Below are 18,099 nucleotides of genomic sequence, written 5' to 3'. Positions count from 1 at the left end.
ATGACCCGGCCCGGAAAGGTCGACATGCTCGAATGCATGACGACGACGCGGAGAACCACCCCCAAGCAGTCCCGCCTGGTGCGCGCCACCGCGATCCTGGCGACCGCCGCAGCCGTGCTGGCCGCCCCCGGGGTCGCCACGGCCGGGGCCGACGAGCGCCCGGTGGCGTCCACCGCCGCCCGGCCGGGCGGCGACGCCGTGCTGGAGGACGTCGCCCGCCGGATGCTGGCGGTCGGCCCGCCCGGGTACGCGGCCCGGATCGGCGACGGCCACCGGGTGACCCGGACGGCCGCCGGCCTCGCCGACATCGCCACCGGGCGACGCATGTCCGCCAGCGACCAGTTCGAGGCGGGCAGCAACACGAAGACGTTCACGGCGGTGCTCGCCCTGCAACTGGTGGACCGTGGGCAGCTCAAGCTGGACGCGCCGGTCTCCCGGTATCTGCCGGGCGTCGTGCCGAACGGCCGGAACGTCACCGTCCGGATGCTGCTCAACCACACCAGCGGCCTGTTCAGCTACACCGGCGACGAGGCTTTCATGGCCGGCCTGGCGAGCGACCCGCAGCGGGTGTGGACCCCTCGGGAGCTGCTCGCCGTGGCGTTCGCGCACGAGCCGAACTTCGCCCCGGGCGCGGGCTGGTCCTACTCCAACACCAACTACACGCTGCTCGGGATGATCATCGAGAAGCTGACAGGCAAGGGCCTGCCGGAGCTGGTGCGGCAGCGCATCGCCGCGCCGCTGGGCCTGCGGCACACCTACTTCGCCGACCCGCGCGCGGTCCACACCGGCCCCGGCTACGCCCACGGCTACGGGGTGAAGCTCGCCGGCCCGCAGCCCGGCTACGTCGACACGGCCACCTGGCCGATCGGCGGCTGGGGCGGCGCCGCCGGGGCCGTCATCTCCACCACCGACGACCTCGCCCGGTTCTTCTCCGCCGTGCTGCGGGGCGAGCTGTTCTCGGCCGCGCAGCTCAGGCAGATGACGACCACGGTCGAACTGCCGGCGGACTTCCCCATGAAGGGCGGCTACGGCCTCGGGCTGATCAGGCTCGACTCGGCGTGCGGCACGGTGTGGGGCCACGGCGGCGACACCCTCGGCCACCACAGCATCGCCCTGGCGACCGCCGACGGCCGGCGCACCGTGGTCAGCGTCGCCAACGCCGAGCCGTTCGACGCCGAGCCCAACGCCGGCTGGGACCGCTACTACACCGTGGCCATGGCCGCCACCGACGCGTCCGTCTGCGCCATGCTCGGCAAGCCGGTGCCGGCCTCCGTGCTCAAGGACCTGCACAGCGTGGCCGGGTAACCCGGTCGGGTCGGGGAGGTGGCGGCATCCGGAAACGGGGATGCCGCCACCTCCCCGTCGCTCGCGTCAGCCGTAGATCTTGCGCTCGTAGGCCGGGCCGTAGTAGGCCTCCAGGTCGGCCAGGCTCTCCGTCGGGACCTCGAGCTCCTTGGCCAGCCGGGCCCGCGACGGCACCGCGTCGGGCTGCCAGGTCTCCGGCCGCCACAGCTCCGAGCGGAGGAACGCCTTCCCGCAGTGGAAGAAGATCTGCTCGATCTCCACGACGATCGCCAGGACGGGCCGGTGGCCCCGGACCACCATGTCGTCGAAGAACGGGGCGTCGCGCACCAGGCGGGCCCGGCCGTTGATCCGCAGCGTGTCCGTCCGGCCGGGGATCATGAAGATCAACCCGACGTGCGGGTTCGCCACGATGTTGTGGTAGCCGTCCGCCCGCCGGTTGCCCGGGCGCTCCGGGATCGCGATCGTCGTGTCGTCCAGGACCAGGGCGAAGCCGGGCGGGTCGCCCTTCGGCGAGACGTCGCAGGCCCCGTCCGCGCCGGCCGTGGCGACCAGGCAGAACGGCGAGGCCGCCAGCCACTGCCGGTCCCGCTCGTGCAGGGCCCGCCGCTCCTTGGTCACCGCCCGGGGCAGCGGCGCGCCCAGCAGCTCGCGCAGTTCCTCGTGCGAGGTGATCTCCACCGTCACGTCAGCCTCCCCGTAACCGTTGATCCCGGTGGCGGCCCCGGCGGCGCTGCCCGGCCGTCGGGTCGAGCCTAGCGAGTGCCGCGAGCGCGAGGTTTGTCACCGGCCGTCCCGGGTACGGCCCCACGCAGCGCAGCCGAGCCGGAACAGCAGTCCAGCCGAGAACCAGCAGCCCAGCCCGCAACCGTGCACGGACGACCAACGGAGGCCGCGATGGAGAGCCGACTCAAGGTGCTCGGGCACCCCGTGCACCCGATGCTGATCACGTTTCCGGTCGGCCTGCTGGTCACCGCCGTGATCTTCGACGTCGTCGACACCGTCGGCGGCCCGGCCTTCCTCGGCGAGGTGGCGTACTGGAACATCACCGTCGGCCTGATCGGCGGTCTGCTGGCCGCGGCGGCCGGCGCGTTCGACCTGCTGGCCATCCCCACCGGCACCCGCGCCAAGCGGGTGGGCCTCACCCACGCCGCCGCCAACCTCGCGGTGATCCTCCTCTTCGCCGCCGTCTGGGTGGTCCGGCTCAACGCCGAGTCGCGGGCCGCCGGCGGCGCGCTGATCGCCATCGAGGTCGTCGCGCTGGCCATCCTCGGCGCGAGCGCCTGGCTCGGCGGCGAGCTGGTCGACCGGCTCGGCGTCGGCGTCGACACCGACGCCGGCCTCGACGCGCCCAGCTCGCTGCGGCCCCAGGCCGCCGGCCAGCGGATCGGAGACGTGCGATGAGCCAGCAGCCCGACGGCCGTGGCTGGCGCGGCCGGCAGCAGAGCTGGGACCCGATGGGCGAGCTCCAGTCGCTGCGCGCCGAGCTGAGCCGCCTCGTCGGCGGCGGCCGGTCCGGCCCGCCCGAGGTGGAGCTGGGCGAGACCGCCGACGGCTGGGAGGTCGTCGTCCGGCTGCCCGGCGTGGCCCCCGAGGAGGTGGCCGTCGAGCTGGACGACCGGGAGCTGTGCGTCCGGGCCCGGTCGGAGGCCGAGGTCAACGCCGACCAGGGCATCCCCGGCGGCTTCGAGACCCGGGGCTTCGAGTACCGCGTCGGCCTCCCGGCCCGGGTCGACCCCGACCGCATCGACGCCGTGATGGACCACGGGCTGCTCCGGGTCCGGCTGCCCCGGGCCGCCCGGCCCACCCCGCGCACCATCACCGTCGGCCGCACCGGCTACCGGGGGGCGGGCCGGCAGGGGAGCACCGGCGGTCACGCCGGCACGGGCGCACCCGCCCCCGTCGACCCGGCCGCCGACCGGGAGCTGCACCACCCGGACGCGGCCGTCGACGAGATCGACCGGCCGTAGCGGGTCGGGCAGGGATGGGCACCCCGTCGACGTCCGGCCCGCTGGGCGGCGCCGCCGCACCGGCCGCGCCCGGCGGGCGCGTCCCCGGCGTCGCGCGGATCGCCGTGCTGCGCGCCAACGCGCTCGGCGACTTCATCTTCATCCTGCCCGCGCTGGAGGCGCTGCGCGCCGCGTACCCGGAGGCGGAGATCGTGCTGCTCGGCGCGCCGTGGCACGCGCAGCTCTGGCGCGACCGGCCCGGCCCGGTGGACCGGGTCCTGGTGGTCCCGCCCGCGCCCGGCATCCGCGAGCCCGTCGCGGGCGAGCCGCAGACGCCGATGGGCGACTTCCTGGCCGCCGCCCGCGCCGAACGCTTCGACCTGGCGCTGCAACTGCACGGCGGCGGGGGCAACTCCAACCCGATCGTCGGCGCGCTCGGCGCGCGGGTCACCGCCGGGCTGCGCGCCGAGGACGCCCCGCCGCTGGACCGGTGGATCCGCTACGTCTACTACCAGCACGAGGTGCTGCGCTACCTGGAGGTGGTCGGCCTGGTCGGCGCGCCGCCCGCCGGGATCGTCCCCACGCTGGCGGTCACCGCCGCCGACCGGGCCGAGGCCGACGGGGTGCTCGGCCCGCCGGGGCGGCCCCGGGTGGCCCTGCACCCGGGGGCCACCGACACGCGGCGACGCTGGCCGGCCGAACGGTTCGCCGAGGTCGCCCGTGCCTTGGCCGGCGACGGCTTCGAGGTGCTGGTCACCGGCACCCCCGCCGAACGGGACGTGGTGGACCGGGTGGTCGCGGCGGCCGGCGTGCCGGTGCGTCCGCTCGTCGGCGCGCTCGGCCTCGGCGGGCTCGCCGCCTGCTACGCCGGCTGCGCGCTGGTGGTCTCCAACGACACCGGCCCGCTGCACCTGGCCGCCGCCGTCGGCACCCCCACGGTGGGGGTCTACTGGATCGGCAACCTGATCAACGGGGGGCACCTGCTGCGCGGCCGGCACCGCCCGATCGCCTCCTGGACGGTGCGCTGCCCGGTCTGCGGCGTCGACTGCACCCCCGGGATCTACCCGCACCGCCCCGGCGACGGCGAGTGCCCGCACCGGGACTCGTTCGTCGCCGACGTGCCGGCGATCGAGGTGCTGGAGGCGGCCCACGACCTGCTGGCGGTGTAAGGAAGGGCCCCCTGTTAACGCATCCGGTCGAGAAGGGTCCCCTTCTTACACCCGCTCAGGTGATTCGGCGAGCACGACCTCCCACGCCTCGACGTCCCGCTCGGTGACCGTGGTCGGCGACTCCAGGTGGTAGGCGCCGCTGGGCAGGACGCCCGCGCCGCCGTGGCGCTCCAGCACCGCGAGCTGGGCGGCCACGTCCTCGCCCTGGTGGTTGGGCTGTACCCGCCGCCAGAAGTCGAAGCCGCCCGAGTCGACCAGCGCCGCCCGGTCGTACAGCACGCACCCGCCGACCCAGGAGACCTTGTACGCCCGCCACGCCCCCGCCGGCAGGCGCAGCCCCGCGGTGACGTGCAGCAGGTTCGCCGCCGAGTGGATCGACGCCCGCTGCCACTGCGGGGTGCCGGGGCGGACCCGCTCCGGCACCGGCCGGCCCGCCCACTCCTCGTAGTGCCGGTGGGTCTGCGGCCGGACGTCGTCGGCGTACGACAGCCCGTGCACCGCGTTGCCGACGAAGCCGCAGCCCAGCTCGCCGATCGCGGTGACCAGCCGGCGCAGGGTGCCCGGCTCCAGCCAGACGTCGTCGTCGAGGCAGAGCACGTACCGGGCGGCGGAGGCGGCCAGCAGGTACGCCCGGTGCTCGGCCAGCCCCCGCCGCGGCAGCCGCCGGGTCAGCAGCACCGGGTGGCCCCGGTGGCGCAGCGCCCGCACCATCGTCGCGGCGGCCGGGTGGGCGTACGCGGGGTCCCCGTCGGACTGGTCGCTGACCACCACGCCGAACCCGGCGACGCCCTCCTGGGCGGCCAGCCCGGCGAGGGTGACCGCCAGCTCGGCGGGCCGGTTGCGGGTCGGGATCAGCACGTCGAGCTGCCGCCCGCGGCGGAACCCGTCGGTCGTGCCGGGGTCGAGCGGTCGGTCGACGCGACCCGAGGCGGGGGAGGCCGGTCGGTTCACGCCGGCCGGCCCGGCGTCGACGCCCGGGAACCGCGCGCGTCCACCTGCTCCGGCTCGCCCGGCGTCGCCGGGTGGCGGAGCGCCTCCACCTGCTCCGGCTCGACCGGCACGGCCGCGTGGCGGCGCGCGTCGACCTGCTCCGGCTCGACCGGCGTCGCCGGGTGGCCGTGCGCCCGGATGCGGTCGATGATCGCGGAGGTGGACCGGTCGGGCACGTAGCCGAGGGTGCGGACCTGGCCGCCGAGCCGGCGCACCAGCGGGGCCTCCGGCACCATCTCCGGCGGGTAGTCGCCGCCCTTGACGTACACGTCGGGGCGGACGACCTCGATCAGGCCCGCCGGGGAGTCCTCCTCGAAGATCACCACATGGTCCACGCAGCCCAGGGCGGCGAGCAGGGCGACCCGGTCCTCCACCGGGTTGACCGGCCGGTCCGGGCCCTTCAACCGGCGTACGCTGCCGTCGGAGTTGACCGCCACCACCAGCAGGTCCCCGAGGGCCCGCGCCTGCTCCAGGTAGCGCACGTGCCCCGGGTGCAGCACGTCGAAGCAGCCGTTGGTGAAGACCACCGCCCGGCCCGCGCCGCGCTGGGCCTCCACGATCGCCGCCAGCTCGTCCGGGGCCACCAGCACGGGGTGCCCGGCGTCGTCGCCGCGCGCGCCGAGCGCGTGCAGCAGGTCCTCCCGTCGGCACACGCAGGTGCCGGTGTCCGACACGGTGATGGTGGCGGCGAGCTGGGCGAGCTGCGCGGCGGTCGGCAGGGGCGCGGCGGCGGCCAGCGCCAGCGTCATCGCGGCCAGGTAGGCGTCCCCCGCGCCGACGGCGTGGCTCGCCGGGACCGGGGTGCTGTGGCTGCGCCGGGAGGCACCGTCCGCGCCGCCGACCACCGCGCCCTCGGTGTCCAGGGTCACCGCGACCACGTCCGCCCCGGTGTGTGCGCGCAGCTCGGCGAGGCGGGCCTCGGCCAGCACGGCCCGGTCCACCCCCTCGCCGGCCAGCGCGCTCACGGTCACGCCGGTCCCGGTGACGCTGAGCCCGTCGCCGGTCATCGCCACCCGGTCCTCGCCGGGCGTCGGCTCGCCGGTCCCGCCGGTGGGCGGGCCGAGCGACGTCCCGGCCGGCGGCGGCGCGGCCCCCGGTACTCCGGCCCCCGGTACTCCGGCCCCCGGTACTCCGGCCCCCGGTACTCCGGCCCCCGGTACTCCGGCCCCCGGCACTTCGGCCCCTCGCGCCCCGGCCCCCGGCATCCCGGCCGGCGCGGAGACCGCCGGGGAACCCGCCGCGCCCGGCGCGGTGCCCACGCTCAGCTCCGAGGGCCCGTCCGTCGGGTCGGCCGCCGGGTGGTCCAGGTGCAGGTGCGAGTCGGTACGCGAGGCGGCGCGGGCGAGCAGCCGGGTCGCCTCCGCGAAGCTCGGGGTGACCACGGTCGGCGCGAGCCCTCGCCAGTCGGCCAGGTCGTGCGCGTCGAGGGCGATCGTGGCGTACCGGTCGCGGGCGGCGACCAGCCAGGCGCGGACGGGCGCAGGCAGCGCGCCCAGCCCGTAGTCGCAGACGACCAGGGTGGGCGTCTCGCCGCCGGCGGCGGCCCGCAGCTCCTCGGTGGCGCATTCCAGCGCGGTCAGCAGCCGCTGCACCCCGTCGGTGTCGAGCGCGTCGTCGGGGTCGCCGGAGTCCTCGCGCAGCAGGATCTGGTTGCCCGCGAGCATCCGCCGCTTCACCGGGGTGTGCCGGCCGGGCTGGGCGACCGTGCGGTCCCAGACCCCGGCCCGGTCGAGGCAGTCGTGCAGCTCGTCCCCGGCGACGTCCGCGCCGACCGGGGCGACCAGCACCGCCCGTCCGCCGAGGGCGGCCACGTTGACGGCGGTGTTCGCCGCCCCGCCGGCCGCCGAGATGCGCCGGCGCAGGGTGAGGACGGGGGCCGGGGCCTCCCGGCAGAGCCGGTCGGACTCGGCGAACCGCCACTCGTCGAGCATGGCGTCGCCGATCACCAGCACGGGGCGGCCCAGCCAGCTCTCCACGACGGTGGCGAGCCGGCGCTCTTCCGCTGCTGCTCCTGCCATGTCACCCCGGGTCCCCCCGACCCGTGCGATCAAACCTGGCCGGTTTCGGGCGGCGGGGCCCGGGAACCGTCCAGGGGAACCCCGGAGAGGAGAGACACGACATGGCAGCGACGACACTGCACGGCAGGCGGATCGCCTTCCTCGCCACCGACGGCGTGGAGGAGGTCGAGTACACCCGACCACGCGAGGCGGTCGAGAACGCCGGGGCGACGGCCGAGCTGGTCTCGCTCAAGCCGGGCAAGATCCAGGCATTCGACCATCTGGACCACGGCGGGACGTACGACGTGGAGGCGACCGTGGCCGACGCGGACGCCGACCGGTACGACGGCCTGGTGCTGCCCGGCGGGGTGGCGAACCCGGACTTCCTGCGCACCGACCCGGACGCGGTCCGGTTCGTGCGGGCGTTCTTCGACGCGGGCAAGCCGGTCGGGGTGATCTGCCACGGCCCGTGGACGCTGGTCGAGGCGGACGTGGTGCGGGGCCGCCGGATCACCTCGTGGCCGAGCCTGCGCACCGACCTGACGAACGCGGGCGCGACCTGGGTCGACGAGCCGGTCGTCACGGACGACGGGCTGGTCAGCAGCCGCAAGCCGGACGACCTGCCGGCCTTCTGCGCCAAGATCGTCGAGGAGTTCGCCGAGGGCCGGCACTGAGCGCGGCACGCTTCTTCCCGCCCGGCCGGCATGATCCGCGCCGGGCGGGATAGAAGGCGGGATGACCACGCAAGAAAGCCCGGTGTTGCACCCCCGGCAGCTACGCCTGCTCATGTTCGGCCTGATGACGGGCATGCTGCTCGCCGCGCTGGACCAGACCATCGTCGGCGCGGCGCTGCCCACCATCGTCGGCGAGCTGGGCGGGATCGACCACTACTCGTGGGTGGTCACCGCGTACCTGCTCGCCTCCACCGCCTCCACCCCGCTGTACGGCAAGATGGCCGACCTGTACGGCCGCCGGCCGGTGTTCCTCTTCTCCATCGGGACGTTCCTGCTCGGCTCGCTGCTCGCCGGGCTGTCGCAGGACATGACCCAGTTGATCGTGACCCGGGGCGTGCAGGGCCTCGGCGCGGGCGGCCTGATGACGCTCGCCTTCACGATCATCTCGGACGTGGTGTCGCCCCGGGAACGCGGTCGCTACCAGGGCCTGTTCGGGGCGGTGTTCGGCATCGCCTCGGTGGCCGGGCCGCTGGTCGGCGGCTACTTCGCCGAGGCCAACTGGCGGTGGATCTTCTACCTGAACGTGCCGCTGGCGATCCTGGCCATCGTGGTCTGCTACCACGTCATGCGGCTCATCCCGTTCCAGCGGCGGGAGCACGCGATCGACTGGCTCGGCGCGGCGCTGCTGGTCGCCGGGGTGAGCTGCCTGCTGCTCGCGTTGAGCTGGGGCGGCACCTCGTACGCCTGGGGCTCCGCCGTGATCATCGGGCTGTTCGCGGCCGGTGCGGTGCTGGGCGGGCTCTTCCTGCTCCAGGAGGCCCGGGTCGCCGAGCCGATCCTGCCGCTGCGGCTGTTCCGCAGCCGGACGTTCGCGCTGGCCAACGGGGCGGGTTTCGTCCTCGGCCTGGTGATGTTCGGGTCGATCATCTTCATCCCGCTGTATCTCCAGATCGTCAAGGGCGCCTCGCCGACCCGCAGCGGCCTGCTCATGCTGCCGATGATGGCCGGCATCATCGTCACCTCGATCCTCACCGGCCGGGCGATGACCCGGATCGGCCGGTACAAGTGGTTCCCCGTCGCCGGGTCGGCGGTGCTGCTCGCCGGCATGCTGCTGTTCACCCGCCTGGCCGTCGACACGTCGCTGTGGCTGGCGTTCGGCTACCTGACGGTCATCGGCGTCGGGCTGGGGCTGTCGATGCAGTCGCTGATCCTCGCCGTGCAGAACTCGGTGGGCCCCCGCGACCTCGGCGCGGGCACCTCCTCGGCGACGTTCTTCCGGTCGCTGGGCGGCTCGTTCGGGGTGGCGATCCTCGGTGCGGTGCTGTCGTCCCGGCTCGCCGACCAGCTCGCCGCCCGGATGCCGGCCGCGCTCGCGCAGCTCCCGCCGCAGCAGCGGGCGGCGGTGCTGGCCGGCGGCGGCGCGGACGTGTCGATCAACGACCCGGCGACGATCCTGGCCCTGCCCGGCCCGGTGCGCGCCGCCATCCAGGCCGCCTTCGTGGAGTCGCTGCACCTGGTCTTCCTCACCACCGGGCTGATCGCCGTCGTGGCGGTGCTGGTGACCCTGGCGCTGCCGAACGAGAAGCTGCGCGGGGCGGGGCCGCGCGGCGCGACGGGCGGGGCCGACCCGCTGGGCGGGAAGGCCCCCGCGCCGGGCGGCAAGCCGCTGGCGAAGGAGTCGCGCGACGAGGCCGCCGCCGAGATGGAGGCCAAGAGCCAGACGATGCTGTGAGCCCCTCCCCGCGCGGCCGGGCCCCGGCCCCGGCTACTTGAGGATGAGGCGGTTGGCCTGCTCGAAGACGTCCAGGTCGGCGAGGGTCTCGGTGACGGAGGCCGACAGCGGGGCGGGGAACCGGTCGCGGTGGAAGAAGCCGGCGTCGGTGGTCTCGTCGGTGACCCGGACCAGCTCGCCGTCCCAGTCCTCGACGCGGAAGGCGACGGTGAAGAGCTGGTAGGTGTGGCCGAACATGTTGGTGGTGATCCGGTCCGGTCCGGTGTAGAGGGCGAACGCCCCCACCCGCAGGGCGCGCAGCCCCGTCTCCTCGCGCACCTCGCGTACCGCGCAGTCGGCGATCGACTCGCCCAGCTCCATCGCGCCGGCCGGCATGGCCCAGTGGCCGTTGTCGGAGCGTTGGATCAGCAGCACCCGGCCGGCGCTGTCGCGGACCACCGCGCGAGCGCCGACGAACATCAGGGTGCGGTCACCGGCGAGGGCGCGAAGCTGCCCCACGTACGAGTCGGCCCAGGAGATGCTCACCCGGACAACCTAACGGGGGTTCCCAACGGATGACCGCCGACACTAGCTTGTTACCCATGCGTAGCACGATGATGGACGCCCCGCTCCAGGTCGCCCGGATCCTCGAACACGGCGCCACGGTGCACGGCGCCGCCGAGGTGGTCACCTGGACCGGCGGCGAGCCGCGGCGCATGTCGTACGCCGAGGTGGGGCGGGCGGCGGCCCGGCTGGCCCACGCGCTGCGCGACGAGTGCGGGGTGACCGGCGACGAGCGGGTCGCCACGTTCATGTGGAACAACAACGAGCACCTGGTGGCCTACTTCGCGGTGCCCAGCATGGGCGCGGTGCTGCACACGCTGAACCTGCGGCTCTTCCCCGACCAGGTCGCCTACATCGCCAACCACGCGCAGGACCGGGTGGTGCTTGTCGACTCGACGCTGATCCCGCTGCTGGCCCGGGTCATCGGCGAGCTGGCCACGGTGCGGCACGTGGTGGTCGTCGGCGGGGGCGACCCCGCCCCGCTGGTGGCGGCGGCGGGTGACCGGATCGCCGTACACCACTGGGACGCCCTGCTGGCCGGCAAGCCTGAGGTCTTCGACTGGCCGGAGGTCGACGAGCGCGACGCCGCCGCCCTCTGCTACACCTCCGGGACCACCGGCAACCCCAAGGGCGTGGCCTACTCGCACCGGTCGATCTACCTGCACTCGTTGCAGATCTGCATGCCGGAGGGGTTCGGCCTCGGGCCGACCGACCGGGAGCTGGCCATCGTGCCGATGTTCCACGCGATGTCCTGGGGGCTGCCGTACGCGGCGTTCCTCTCCGGCGCGTCGCTGGTCATGCCGGACCGGTTCCTCCAGGCCGCCCCCATCGCCGCGATGATCGCCGCCGAGCGGCCCACCCTGGCCGGCGCGGTGCCGACCATCTGGACCGACCTGCTGGCCCACCTCGACGCGCACGACGTGGACACCTCCTCGCTGAAGGAGGTCATCGTCGGCGGCTCGGCCTGCCCGCCCGCCCTCATGCACGCGTTCGACGAGCGGCACCACGTCGACGTGATCCACGCCTGGGGGATGACCGAGATGTCCCCGCTGGGCTCGGTGGCCCGGCCACCGGCGGGGGCGACCGGCGAGGACGCCTGGCGCTACCGCTACACGCAGGGCCGCGTCCCGGCCGGGGTGGCCGCGCGGATCGTGGGCCCGCTGGGCGAGCCGCTGCCCGCCGACGGGGCCTCCGTCGGGGAGCTGGAGGTCCGGGGGCCGTGGGTGACCGCCCGGTACGTCGGCGACGACGCCCCGGACGAGGAGAAGTTCCGCGACGGCTGGCTGCGCACGGGCGACGTCGGGACGCTGTCGCCCGACGGCTACCTCACCCTCACCGACCGGGCGAAGGACGTGATCAAGTCCGGCGGCGAGTGGATCTCCTCGGTCGAGCTGGAGAACGCCCTGATGGCCCACCCGGCGGTGCTGGAGGCCTGCGTGGTGGGCGTGCCGGACGAGCGCTGGGACGAGCGGCCCCTGGCCACGGTGGTGGTCCGCGAGGGCGCCGAGGTGACCGCCGAGGCGCTGCGCGACTTCCTGGCCGGCTCGGTGGCGCGCTGGCAGCTGCCGGAACGGTGGGCGTTCGTCGAGGCGGTGCCGAAGACCAGCGTCGGCAAGTTCGACAAGAAGGTCGTCCGGTCCCGGTACGCCGAGGGGGGCCTGACTGTCCGGGAGTTGACGACGCCGTAACAATTTCAGGCGCACCGCCGCCTGAATGGGCAGGGAAGTACTCCTAGACCTCCCTCCCCCCAAGGGCGGCCCCGGCGTTCGCACCGCGCCGGGGCCGCCCGCCCAGGGGCGGTTCACCCGCCCCTCCATTCTTGCGAAACTTGTTCGGCTCTGTCCTGGCGACGGGGAAAACAGCCGGTGAACGCCCCACTTCGGTGCCGGCCCGGTCGACGCCCGCGCCCTACCCGGCGTCCGCCTCCCCGGTCGTCGTGACCAGCACCTTGCCGACCACCGAGTGCTCCACCGCCGCGTGGGCCGCCGCCGTCGCGGCCAGCGGGTGACGGTGCAGCGGCAGCCCGGCCTCCGCGCCCACCCGGATGCCGCCCTGCGCGGCGGCCGCCGACACGTCGGCGACGGCCTGCGCCTTGGCCGCCGCCGGAGCGGTGTAGACCAGCACGAACTGCCAGCGGGCGTTGGGGGCCATCAGCGGCCGGATCGGCAGCGTCACCTCGCCCCCGCCGTCGTCGGCGTAGACACAGACCGCCCCGCCGGCACGCAGCACCTGCACGTCGGTCGCCGCGTTGCGCGCCGCCGACACCTCGACGATCGTGTGCACGCCGTCCGGGGCGATCCTGCGGACCTCCTCGACGACGTCCTGCTCCCGGTAGTTCACGACGAACGACGCGCCGGCCGCCGCCGCGAGGTTGGCCTTCTCCGCGCTGCTGACGGTGGCGACGACGGTGGCGTCGGCCCAGCGGGCGAGCTGGATCGCCGCGTTGCCGACCGCGCCCGCCCCGCCCTGCACCAGCACGGTGTGGTCGGCGAGCGCCCCGGGGTGCAGCCGGCCCGGCATCGTCTCCCCGGCGGTGAGGCAGCGGTGCGCGGTGAGGAACGGGATGCCCAGGGCCGCCCCCACGTCGAAGGAGGCGTCGCCGAGGGGCACCGCCTGCCGGACCGGCACCACCGTGTACTCGGCGGCGGTGCCCCACGGGCGTTGCCAGGCGGCCTCCCAGAGCCACACCCGCTCGCCGATCAGGTGCCGGTCGACCCCCGCCCCGACCGCCTCCACCACCCCGGCGCCGTCCTGGCCGGGGATCTGCCAGCCCGCCGGCGGGGGCGTGGCCCGGCGGGCCTTCCAGTCGGTCGGGTTCACCCCGGAGACGGCCACCCGGACGAGCACCTCGCCGGGCCCCGGCTCCGGCACCGGCCGGTCGACCAGGCGCAGCACCGAGGCGTCGCCGTTGCTCTCGTACACGATCGCCCGCATCGCCGTCTCTCCTCACCCTCGCCTGCGGCGGGCCCGGCGCGGGCCCACCCCCGTCCGCTACCCGGGTGATCTCGCTTCATTCCGATCCCGCCCGCCACCGGAACCGTATAGCCAGGTACACGGAGGTAGGGGAGTGCTGATGCGGGACAAACCGGTGACGGGCGTGACGCCGCCCCCGACGGGCCGGGCCGCGCCGGGCGCGGCCCGGCCGGTGCCGGGGGCGGACCGGCCGAGTTCGGGGGCGGGACGCCTCGCACCGCCGCGTGCCGAACCACCGCGCCCAGCATCATCGCGCCCGGAACCATCGCGCCCGGAACCACCGCCGGCCTCCGGGGATCCGGCCGGGCGGCGGCTGCCGTGGACGAGCCGGAGCCGGGCGATCTGAGCCCGGCGCGGGGGCGGGGTGGCCATCCGGCCGGATCCACCGCCCGCGCCGGGCCGGCCTATGCGGCCGGCTTCAGCACCACCTTCGAGTAGCCGGCCTCCCGCTTGTCGAAGCGCTGGTACGCCTCCGGCGCGTCGGCCAGCGGCAGCTCCTTGCTCACCACGAAGCTCGGCTTCGCCCGCCCCGCCATGATCATGTTCCGCAGGTACTCGTTGTACGACTTCACGTTGGCCTGCCCCGTCCCCATCCGCAGGCCCTTCTCGAAGAACTTGCCGACCTTGAACACCAGTTCGCCCCGGCCCGCCCGCTCGTCCGGCGCGCCCGGGTCGTGCGCCAGGTACAGCCCGACCACCCCGAGCGACCCGGTCGGCCGGACGACCTCCACGAGGCTGTTCAGCACCGCCGCCGGGTGCTCCTCGCCGCCCGCCCCGGACGCCTGGTAGCCCACCGCGTCCACTCCCCGGTCGGTGCCGACCCCGTCGGTCTGCTCGCGGATCTGCTCCACGGGGTCGCCGGCGGTGAAGTCGACCGGGATCGCGCCGATCGACTCGGCCAGCCGCAGCCGGTCGGGGACCTTGTCCACCAGGAACACCTCGGCCGCGCCCATCAGCAGCGCCGAGTACGCGGCCATCAGCCCCACCGGCCCGCCGCCCATCACGGTGATGTTCTCGCCGGGGCGCAGCCCGGTCATCGCCACCCCGTGATACCCGGTCGGGAAGATGTCGGCAAGCATCGCGAAGTCGTTCTCGTGCTCCGTGCCGGGCGGCAGCCGCAGGCAGTTGAAGTCGGCGAACGGCACCCGCAGGTACTCGGCCTGCCCGCCCCGGTACGGCCCCATCGCGACGTAGCCGTACGCGCCCCCGGCGAAGCCCGGGTTCACCGTGAGGCAGAACCCCGTCTTCCCCTCCCGGCAGTTGCGGCAGAACCCGCACGCCACGTTGAACGGCATCGAGACCCGGTCGCCCTTGCGGATGTGCACGACCCCGGGCCCGACCTCCTCCACCACGCCCATGTTCTCGTGGCCGAAGACGATGCCCGGCTCGGCCAGCGTGCGGCCCTCGTACATGTGCAGGTCCGAGCCGCAGATCGCGGTCGTGGTGATCCTGACGATCACGTCGTTCGGCGCCTCGATCCGCGGATCGGGGACCTCGTTCACCGCCACCTCGTGCGGCCCCTGGTACACCACAGCCCTCATGCCACCGACGGTAGGCGGGCAAGCCGGGTGAAGACCGCGATTCGGGCAGACCGGTCGGCCGATCCGCCTGATCCGCCGGCCCGGCCCCCTGGCCGCGCCACCGGCCCGCAGTCAGCCGAGGCCGGCGACGACCTCCGGCGTCAGGTCACCCACCGCCGGCAGCACCACGGCTGCGAGCGCCTCGGCGTCCGGATCCAACGGGTACGCCCCGTGCGGCACCGCCACCACCCGCATCCCCGCCGCGGCGGCCGACCGCACCCCGTTCGAGGAGTCCTCCACCGCCACGCAGCGCGCCGGATCGACGCCGAGCCGCCGGGCCACCTCCAGGTAGACGTCCGGGGCCGGCTTGCCCCGCTCGGTCTCCTCCGTCGACAGGGTCGCGCCGAACGCCTCCGTCAGGCCCGTCGCCGCCAGCGCCGCCGCGATCAGCCGCGTCGGCGAGGAGCTGGCCAGCCCCAACGGCCACCGCGCCGCCAGCCGGCGCACCACCTCGTCGGCCCCGTCGATCACCGGGACGCGCTCGGCGTACCGCCGGGCCATCTCGTCGACCACCTCGACGGCCACCTGCTCGGCCGTCCGGTCGACGCCCAGCTCGCCGCTGAGGTAGCGGGCCCACTCGCCCGTGCTCATCCCCATCAGCCGCCGCTGGGTGTCGGGCTGCCAGGTGCCGCCGTGCGTCGCCACGTACGCCCGGCGCACCTCCTCCCAGACCGGCTCGGAGTCCACGATCACGCCGTCCAGGTCGAAGACCACCGCATCCGCCACGGCACCATCCTGCCCGAACCGCCGGCAGCCCGCCCTCCGGGGCGGCCCGCTACCAGCTCGTCGACGGCGGGTGGTCCGCTACCGGCCGTTCGTCGACGGCGGGTGGCCCGCCACCGGCAGCTCGGCGGCGGTCCGGCGGCGTGCGCCGCGGCCCCGGGGTTTCAGGCCGGCAGCGGCGGCAGGCGGATCGGGTTCTCCGGCGGGATCACCGTGTGCCCGGCCCGGGCCAACGGCTCCAGCAGCTCCCGCAGCCGGTCGGTGCGCTCCGCGCCGAGCGCCTGCCACGGGTGCAGGGCGGCCACGTCGGTGGCGTCCTCGACCGCCCGGAACTCCGCCCGGCCGTGCTCGGTCGGCTTCCCGTCCCCGGTCAGCCAGCCGCGCTCGACGAGCCGCCCGGCCGCCGCCTCCCACTCCTGCGGCGACCAGCCCCGGCCCAGCAGGTTCAGCTCCGGCATGCCCTCGGCGACCCGCCAGGCGAGCGTCTCCACCGGGTCCAGGCCGGCGGCGACCAGCGCCGCGATGTGCCCGTCGCCCCGGTGCTCCCGCAGCGTCGTCGCGGCCTGCCACAGCCGGGCCAGCGGGTATTCGGCGGCCGGCAGGGCGGCGTTGGCCGCACCCAGCACCCGGCCCTCCGGCCGCGCCGCGCCGGCGGCCTCCTCCAACAGCTCGGCGGCCTCGGCGAGGTGCCGCTCCGGCAGCTCGTACGCCAGCTCCGCGAGCGCCTGCACGGCGCCGGTGAGCCGGGCCCGTAGCGCCTCGGCCGGCGTCACCAACTGCCACACCGCCGGCACCGCCCGCGCCACCACGGGCGGGGCGAAGCTGAAGAACGCGGCCACCACCGGGGCGGCCTCCACGGCGCCCAGCGGGGCGACCCGGCCCGCGAAGTAGCCCCGCCAGAAGCCGCGCAGCCCGACCGCCTCGAACGCCGCCCGCGCCCGCGGATGGAAGTAGGTCACCGTGTGGACCGGCTCGAAGTGCGTCCACATCAGCCGGGCGAGCCCCGGATCGTCCAGCGCCGCCACGTGCACCTCCGCGTCGATGGGGTCACCGTGCGGCGGGCGGGACCGCCCACGGTGACCCCGAACCTACTGGTCGTAGGCGACGGGAAGAAGACTCCTGTGAACTACCGCACCAGGTGCGGGCTACTGCGCGGCGAGCACGTCGACGACGAACCGCAGCGGGCCGGCCGGCCGGCCGCCCGAGGAGTCGTTGCCGTACGCCAGGTCGGCGGGGATGTCGAGTTGCACCCGGCTGCCCACCTTGACCCCGACGAGGCCCTGGTCCCAACCCTTGATGACCTGGCCGACGCCGATCGGGAAGGTGGCCGGCTGGCCGCTGTTCCAGGAGGCGTCGAACTCCTTGCCGTCGGCGTAGAACACGCCCACGTAGTTGGTGGTGATCTGCTGCCCGGCCTTCACCGCCGCGCCCTTGCCCTCGATCAGCGTCTTGACGGTGAGCTTCTTCAGCTCGCCCTTGCCCGCCTCGACCTTCGGCTTGGTGGCCAGCGCCGGGTCCGACCCCTCGGGAAGCTGCGGGGCGGGCGGCGCGCTGGGGGGCTGCTCCTCGGCCGGCGCGGTCGCCGACGGGGCGGAGGCGACCTCCTCCGGCGCGTCGTCCTTACCCTGGTTGACCACCACGAACACGGTGATCAGCACGCCGACGACGGCGACACCGGCGAGCGCGCCGACGATCGACTGGAGGCGGCGCTTCTTCTCGGCGGCCTTCTTCGCCGCCAGCTGGGCGGCCAGCCGCCGCTCCGCCTTGCCCGGGCCCTGGCCCGCCGACCGGTTCTGCACACGCTCGCTCACGTCGACTCCCTGATCAAGAGGTGGGGGGCCCGGCGGCCGCTGCCGAGGCCAGCGCACACGGTACCCGCCCTGCTGCCCACGGTGCTGCCTCGGCCGCCACCCGTACCGGTCCGGCGGGCTGCGGTTGCCGGCGCGCGGGCGTCGACGGGGGTAGCTTTTCGACCATGGCGATCCTCACCGAAGAAGACCTGGCCCTGCTGGCCGAACCGCAGCTCGCCCACGTGGCCACCATCGAGCCCGACGGCAGCCCGCACGTCACGCCGGTCTGGGTGGACACGGACGGCGAGCACATCGTGTTCAACACCGCCAAGGGGCGGCAGAAGTACACCAACATCCAGCGGAACCCGGTCGTGGCCGTCTCCGTGGTGGACAAGGCCAACGACTTCCGCACCCTGTGGGTCAAGGGCACCGCCGAGTTCGTCGAGGAGGGGGCCGACGCGCACATCGACAGGATGGCGCAGAAATATCTCGGCCAGGACACCTACCCGTTCGGGCAGCCCGGCGAGGTGCGGGTGATCGTCCGGATCACCCCGACCCAAAAGCTCGGCCGCGGCTGACCCCCGCTTGCAAGGAAGGGCCCCTTCTTAGAGGTCCTAACTTAATGAGTTGGGCGTAACCGACTGGATGTGAGGGTCGTTCCGTCTGAACGTGAGGAG

The 18,099-nt window shown here is 74.8% G+C and carries 17 protein-coding genes; 8 read left to right on the top strand and 9 right to left on the bottom strand.

The window, feature by feature from the left end:
- Positions 1-36: 36 nt before the first annotated feature.
- Positions 37-1,305: a serine hydrolase domain-containing protein gene (locus HDA31_RS27435; protein WP_178063022.1), complete on the top strand. Its 1,269-nt coding sequence runs from the start codon at positions 37-39 to the stop codon at positions 1,303-1,305.
- A gap of 66 nt (positions 1,306-1,371) precedes the next feature.
- Here the strand turns inward: HDA31_RS27435 and HDA31_RS27430 are convergent, their stop codons facing one another.
- Positions 1,372-1,989 (bottom strand): pyridoxamine 5'-phosphate oxidase family protein, encoded by a 618-nt coding sequence (locus HDA31_RS27430; RefSeq protein ID WP_178063023.1) that lies wholly within the window; start codon positions 1,987-1,989, stop codon positions 1,372-1,374.
- A gap of 210 nt (positions 1,990-2,199) precedes the next feature.
- Here HDA31_RS27430 and HDA31_RS27425 point away from each other — a divergent pair, with 210 nt between their 5' ends.
- The 3 genes from HDA31_RS27425 to HDA31_RS27415 are packed head-to-tail and all read left to right on the top strand — an operon-like array spanning position 2,200 to position 4,420.
- Positions 2,200-2,706, top strand: coding sequence for a DUF2231 domain-containing protein (locus tag HDA31_RS27425; RefSeq protein WP_074475296.1), 507 nt, complete (start codon positions 2,200-2,202; stop codon positions 2,704-2,706).
- Positions 2,703-3,272, top strand: a complete 570-nt coding sequence (locus HDA31_RS27420) for an Hsp20/alpha crystallin family protein (RefSeq protein ID WP_178063024.1) — start codon at positions 2,703-2,705, stop codon at positions 3,270-3,272. Before HDA31_RS27425 ends, HDA31_RS27420 begins: the two co-directional genes overlap by 4 nt.
- Positions 3,273-3,286: 14 nt before the next feature.
- Positions 3,287-4,420 carry a glycosyltransferase family 9 protein gene (locus HDA31_RS27415; RefSeq protein ID WP_246384288.1) on the top strand — a complete coding sequence of 378 codons (1,134 nt, stop codon included), beginning with the start codon at positions 3,287-3,289 and terminating at the stop codon, positions 4,418-4,420.
- A 45-nt stretch (positions 4,421-4,465) separates the two neighbouring features.
- Here the strand turns inward: HDA31_RS27415 and HDA31_RS27410 are convergent, their stop codons facing one another.
- Together HDA31_RS27410 and rfaE2 are read right to left on the bottom strand one after the other, a co-directional pair.
- The gene (locus tag HDA31_RS27410) at positions 4,466-5,371 is read right to left on the bottom strand and encodes a glycosyltransferase family 2 protein (protein WP_178063025.1); all 906 of its coding nucleotides are present in this window, start codon (positions 5,369-5,371) and stop codon (positions 4,466-4,468) included.
- Entirely contained in the window at positions 5,368-7,428 is a 2,061-nt protein-coding gene (gene rfaE2, locus HDA31_RS27405) for a D-glycero-beta-D-manno-heptose 1-phosphate adenylyltransferase (RefSeq protein WP_178063026.1), read from the bottom strand. The genes HDA31_RS27410 and rfaE2 overlap by 4 nt, the downstream gene beginning before the upstream one ends.
- 101 nt (positions 7,429-7,529) lie before the next feature.
- Between rfaE2 and HDA31_RS27400 the strand changes: the two genes are divergently transcribed.
- Complete coding sequence (locus HDA31_RS27400; RefSeq protein ID WP_178063027.1) at positions 7,530-8,081, top strand: type 1 glutamine amidotransferase domain-containing protein; 552 nt, start codon at positions 7,530-7,532, stop codon at positions 8,079-8,081.
- A gap of 61 nt (positions 8,082-8,142) precedes the next feature.
- Positions 8,143-9,813, top strand: a complete 1,671-nt coding sequence (locus tag HDA31_RS27395) for an MDR family MFS transporter (protein ID WP_178063028.1) — start codon at positions 8,143-8,145, stop codon at positions 9,811-9,813.
- Positions 9,814-9,846: 33 nt separating this feature from the next.
- On the opposite strand, the gene HDA31_RS27390 is transcribed toward HDA31_RS27395, so the two are convergent.
- Positions 9,847-10,338, bottom strand: coding sequence for an NUDIX domain-containing protein (locus HDA31_RS27390; RefSeq protein ID WP_074475290.1), 492 nt, complete (start codon positions 10,336-10,338; stop codon positions 9,847-9,849).
- A 56-nt stretch (positions 10,339-10,394) separates the two neighbouring features.
- On the opposite strand from HDA31_RS27390, the gene HDA31_RS27385 reads away from it, so the two are divergent.
- Positions 10,395-12,044, top strand: coding sequence for a fatty acid--CoA ligase (locus HDA31_RS27385; RefSeq protein WP_246384290.1), 1,650 nt, complete (start codon positions 10,395-10,397; stop codon positions 12,042-12,044).
- A 220-nt stretch (positions 12,045-12,264) separates the two neighbouring features.
- Here HDA31_RS27385 and HDA31_RS27380 read toward each other — a convergent pair whose 3' ends face one another.
- The 5 genes from HDA31_RS27380 to HDA31_RS27360 form a co-directional block, all read right to left on the bottom strand.
- The gene (locus HDA31_RS27380) at positions 12,265-13,290 is read right to left on the bottom strand and encodes an NADPH:quinone reductase (protein ID WP_178063029.1); all 1,026 of its coding nucleotides are present in this window, start codon (positions 13,288-13,290) and stop codon (positions 12,265-12,267) included.
- A gap of 443 nt (positions 13,291-13,733) precedes the next feature.
- The gene (locus HDA31_RS27375) at positions 13,734-14,870 is read right to left on the bottom strand and encodes a glutathione-independent formaldehyde dehydrogenase (RefSeq protein ID WP_074475287.1); all 1,137 of its coding nucleotides are present in this window, start codon (positions 14,868-14,870) and stop codon (positions 13,734-13,736) included.
- 111 nt (positions 14,871-14,981) lie between these two features.
- Positions 14,982-15,635, bottom strand: a complete 654-nt coding sequence (locus HDA31_RS27370) for an HAD family hydrolase (protein ID WP_091283094.1) — start codon at positions 15,633-15,635, stop codon at positions 14,982-14,984.
- A gap of 161 nt (positions 15,636-15,796) precedes the next feature.
- On the bottom strand, positions 15,797-16,621 hold the full coding sequence (locus tag HDA31_RS27365; RefSeq protein ID WP_074475390.1) for an SCO6745 family protein: 825 nt from the start codon (positions 16,619-16,621) through the stop codon (positions 15,797-15,799).
- Positions 16,622-16,777: 156 nt separating this feature from the next.
- Positions 16,778-17,443, bottom strand: coding sequence for an FKBP-type peptidyl-prolyl cis-trans isomerase (locus tag HDA31_RS27360; RefSeq protein WP_074475285.1), 666 nt, complete (start codon positions 17,441-17,443; stop codon positions 16,778-16,780).
- 164 nt (positions 17,444-17,607) lie between these two features.
- On the opposite strand from HDA31_RS27360, the gene HDA31_RS27355 reads away from it, so the two are divergent.
- Positions 17,608-18,000: a PPOX class F420-dependent oxidoreductase gene (locus tag HDA31_RS27355; RefSeq protein WP_074475284.1), complete on the top strand. Its 393-nt coding sequence runs from the start codon at positions 17,608-17,610 to the stop codon at positions 17,998-18,000.
- The last annotated feature ends 99 nt before the right edge of the window (positions 18,001-18,099 follow it).

The organism is Micromonospora carbonacea (assembly GCF_014205165.1).
GTDB lineage: Bacteria > Actinomycetota > Actinomycetes > Mycobacteriales > Micromonosporaceae > Micromonospora > Micromonospora carbonacea.
The sequence above is the reverse complement of the archived record's forward strand: the minus strand, read 5'-3'. Positions and strand labels throughout refer to the sequence as shown.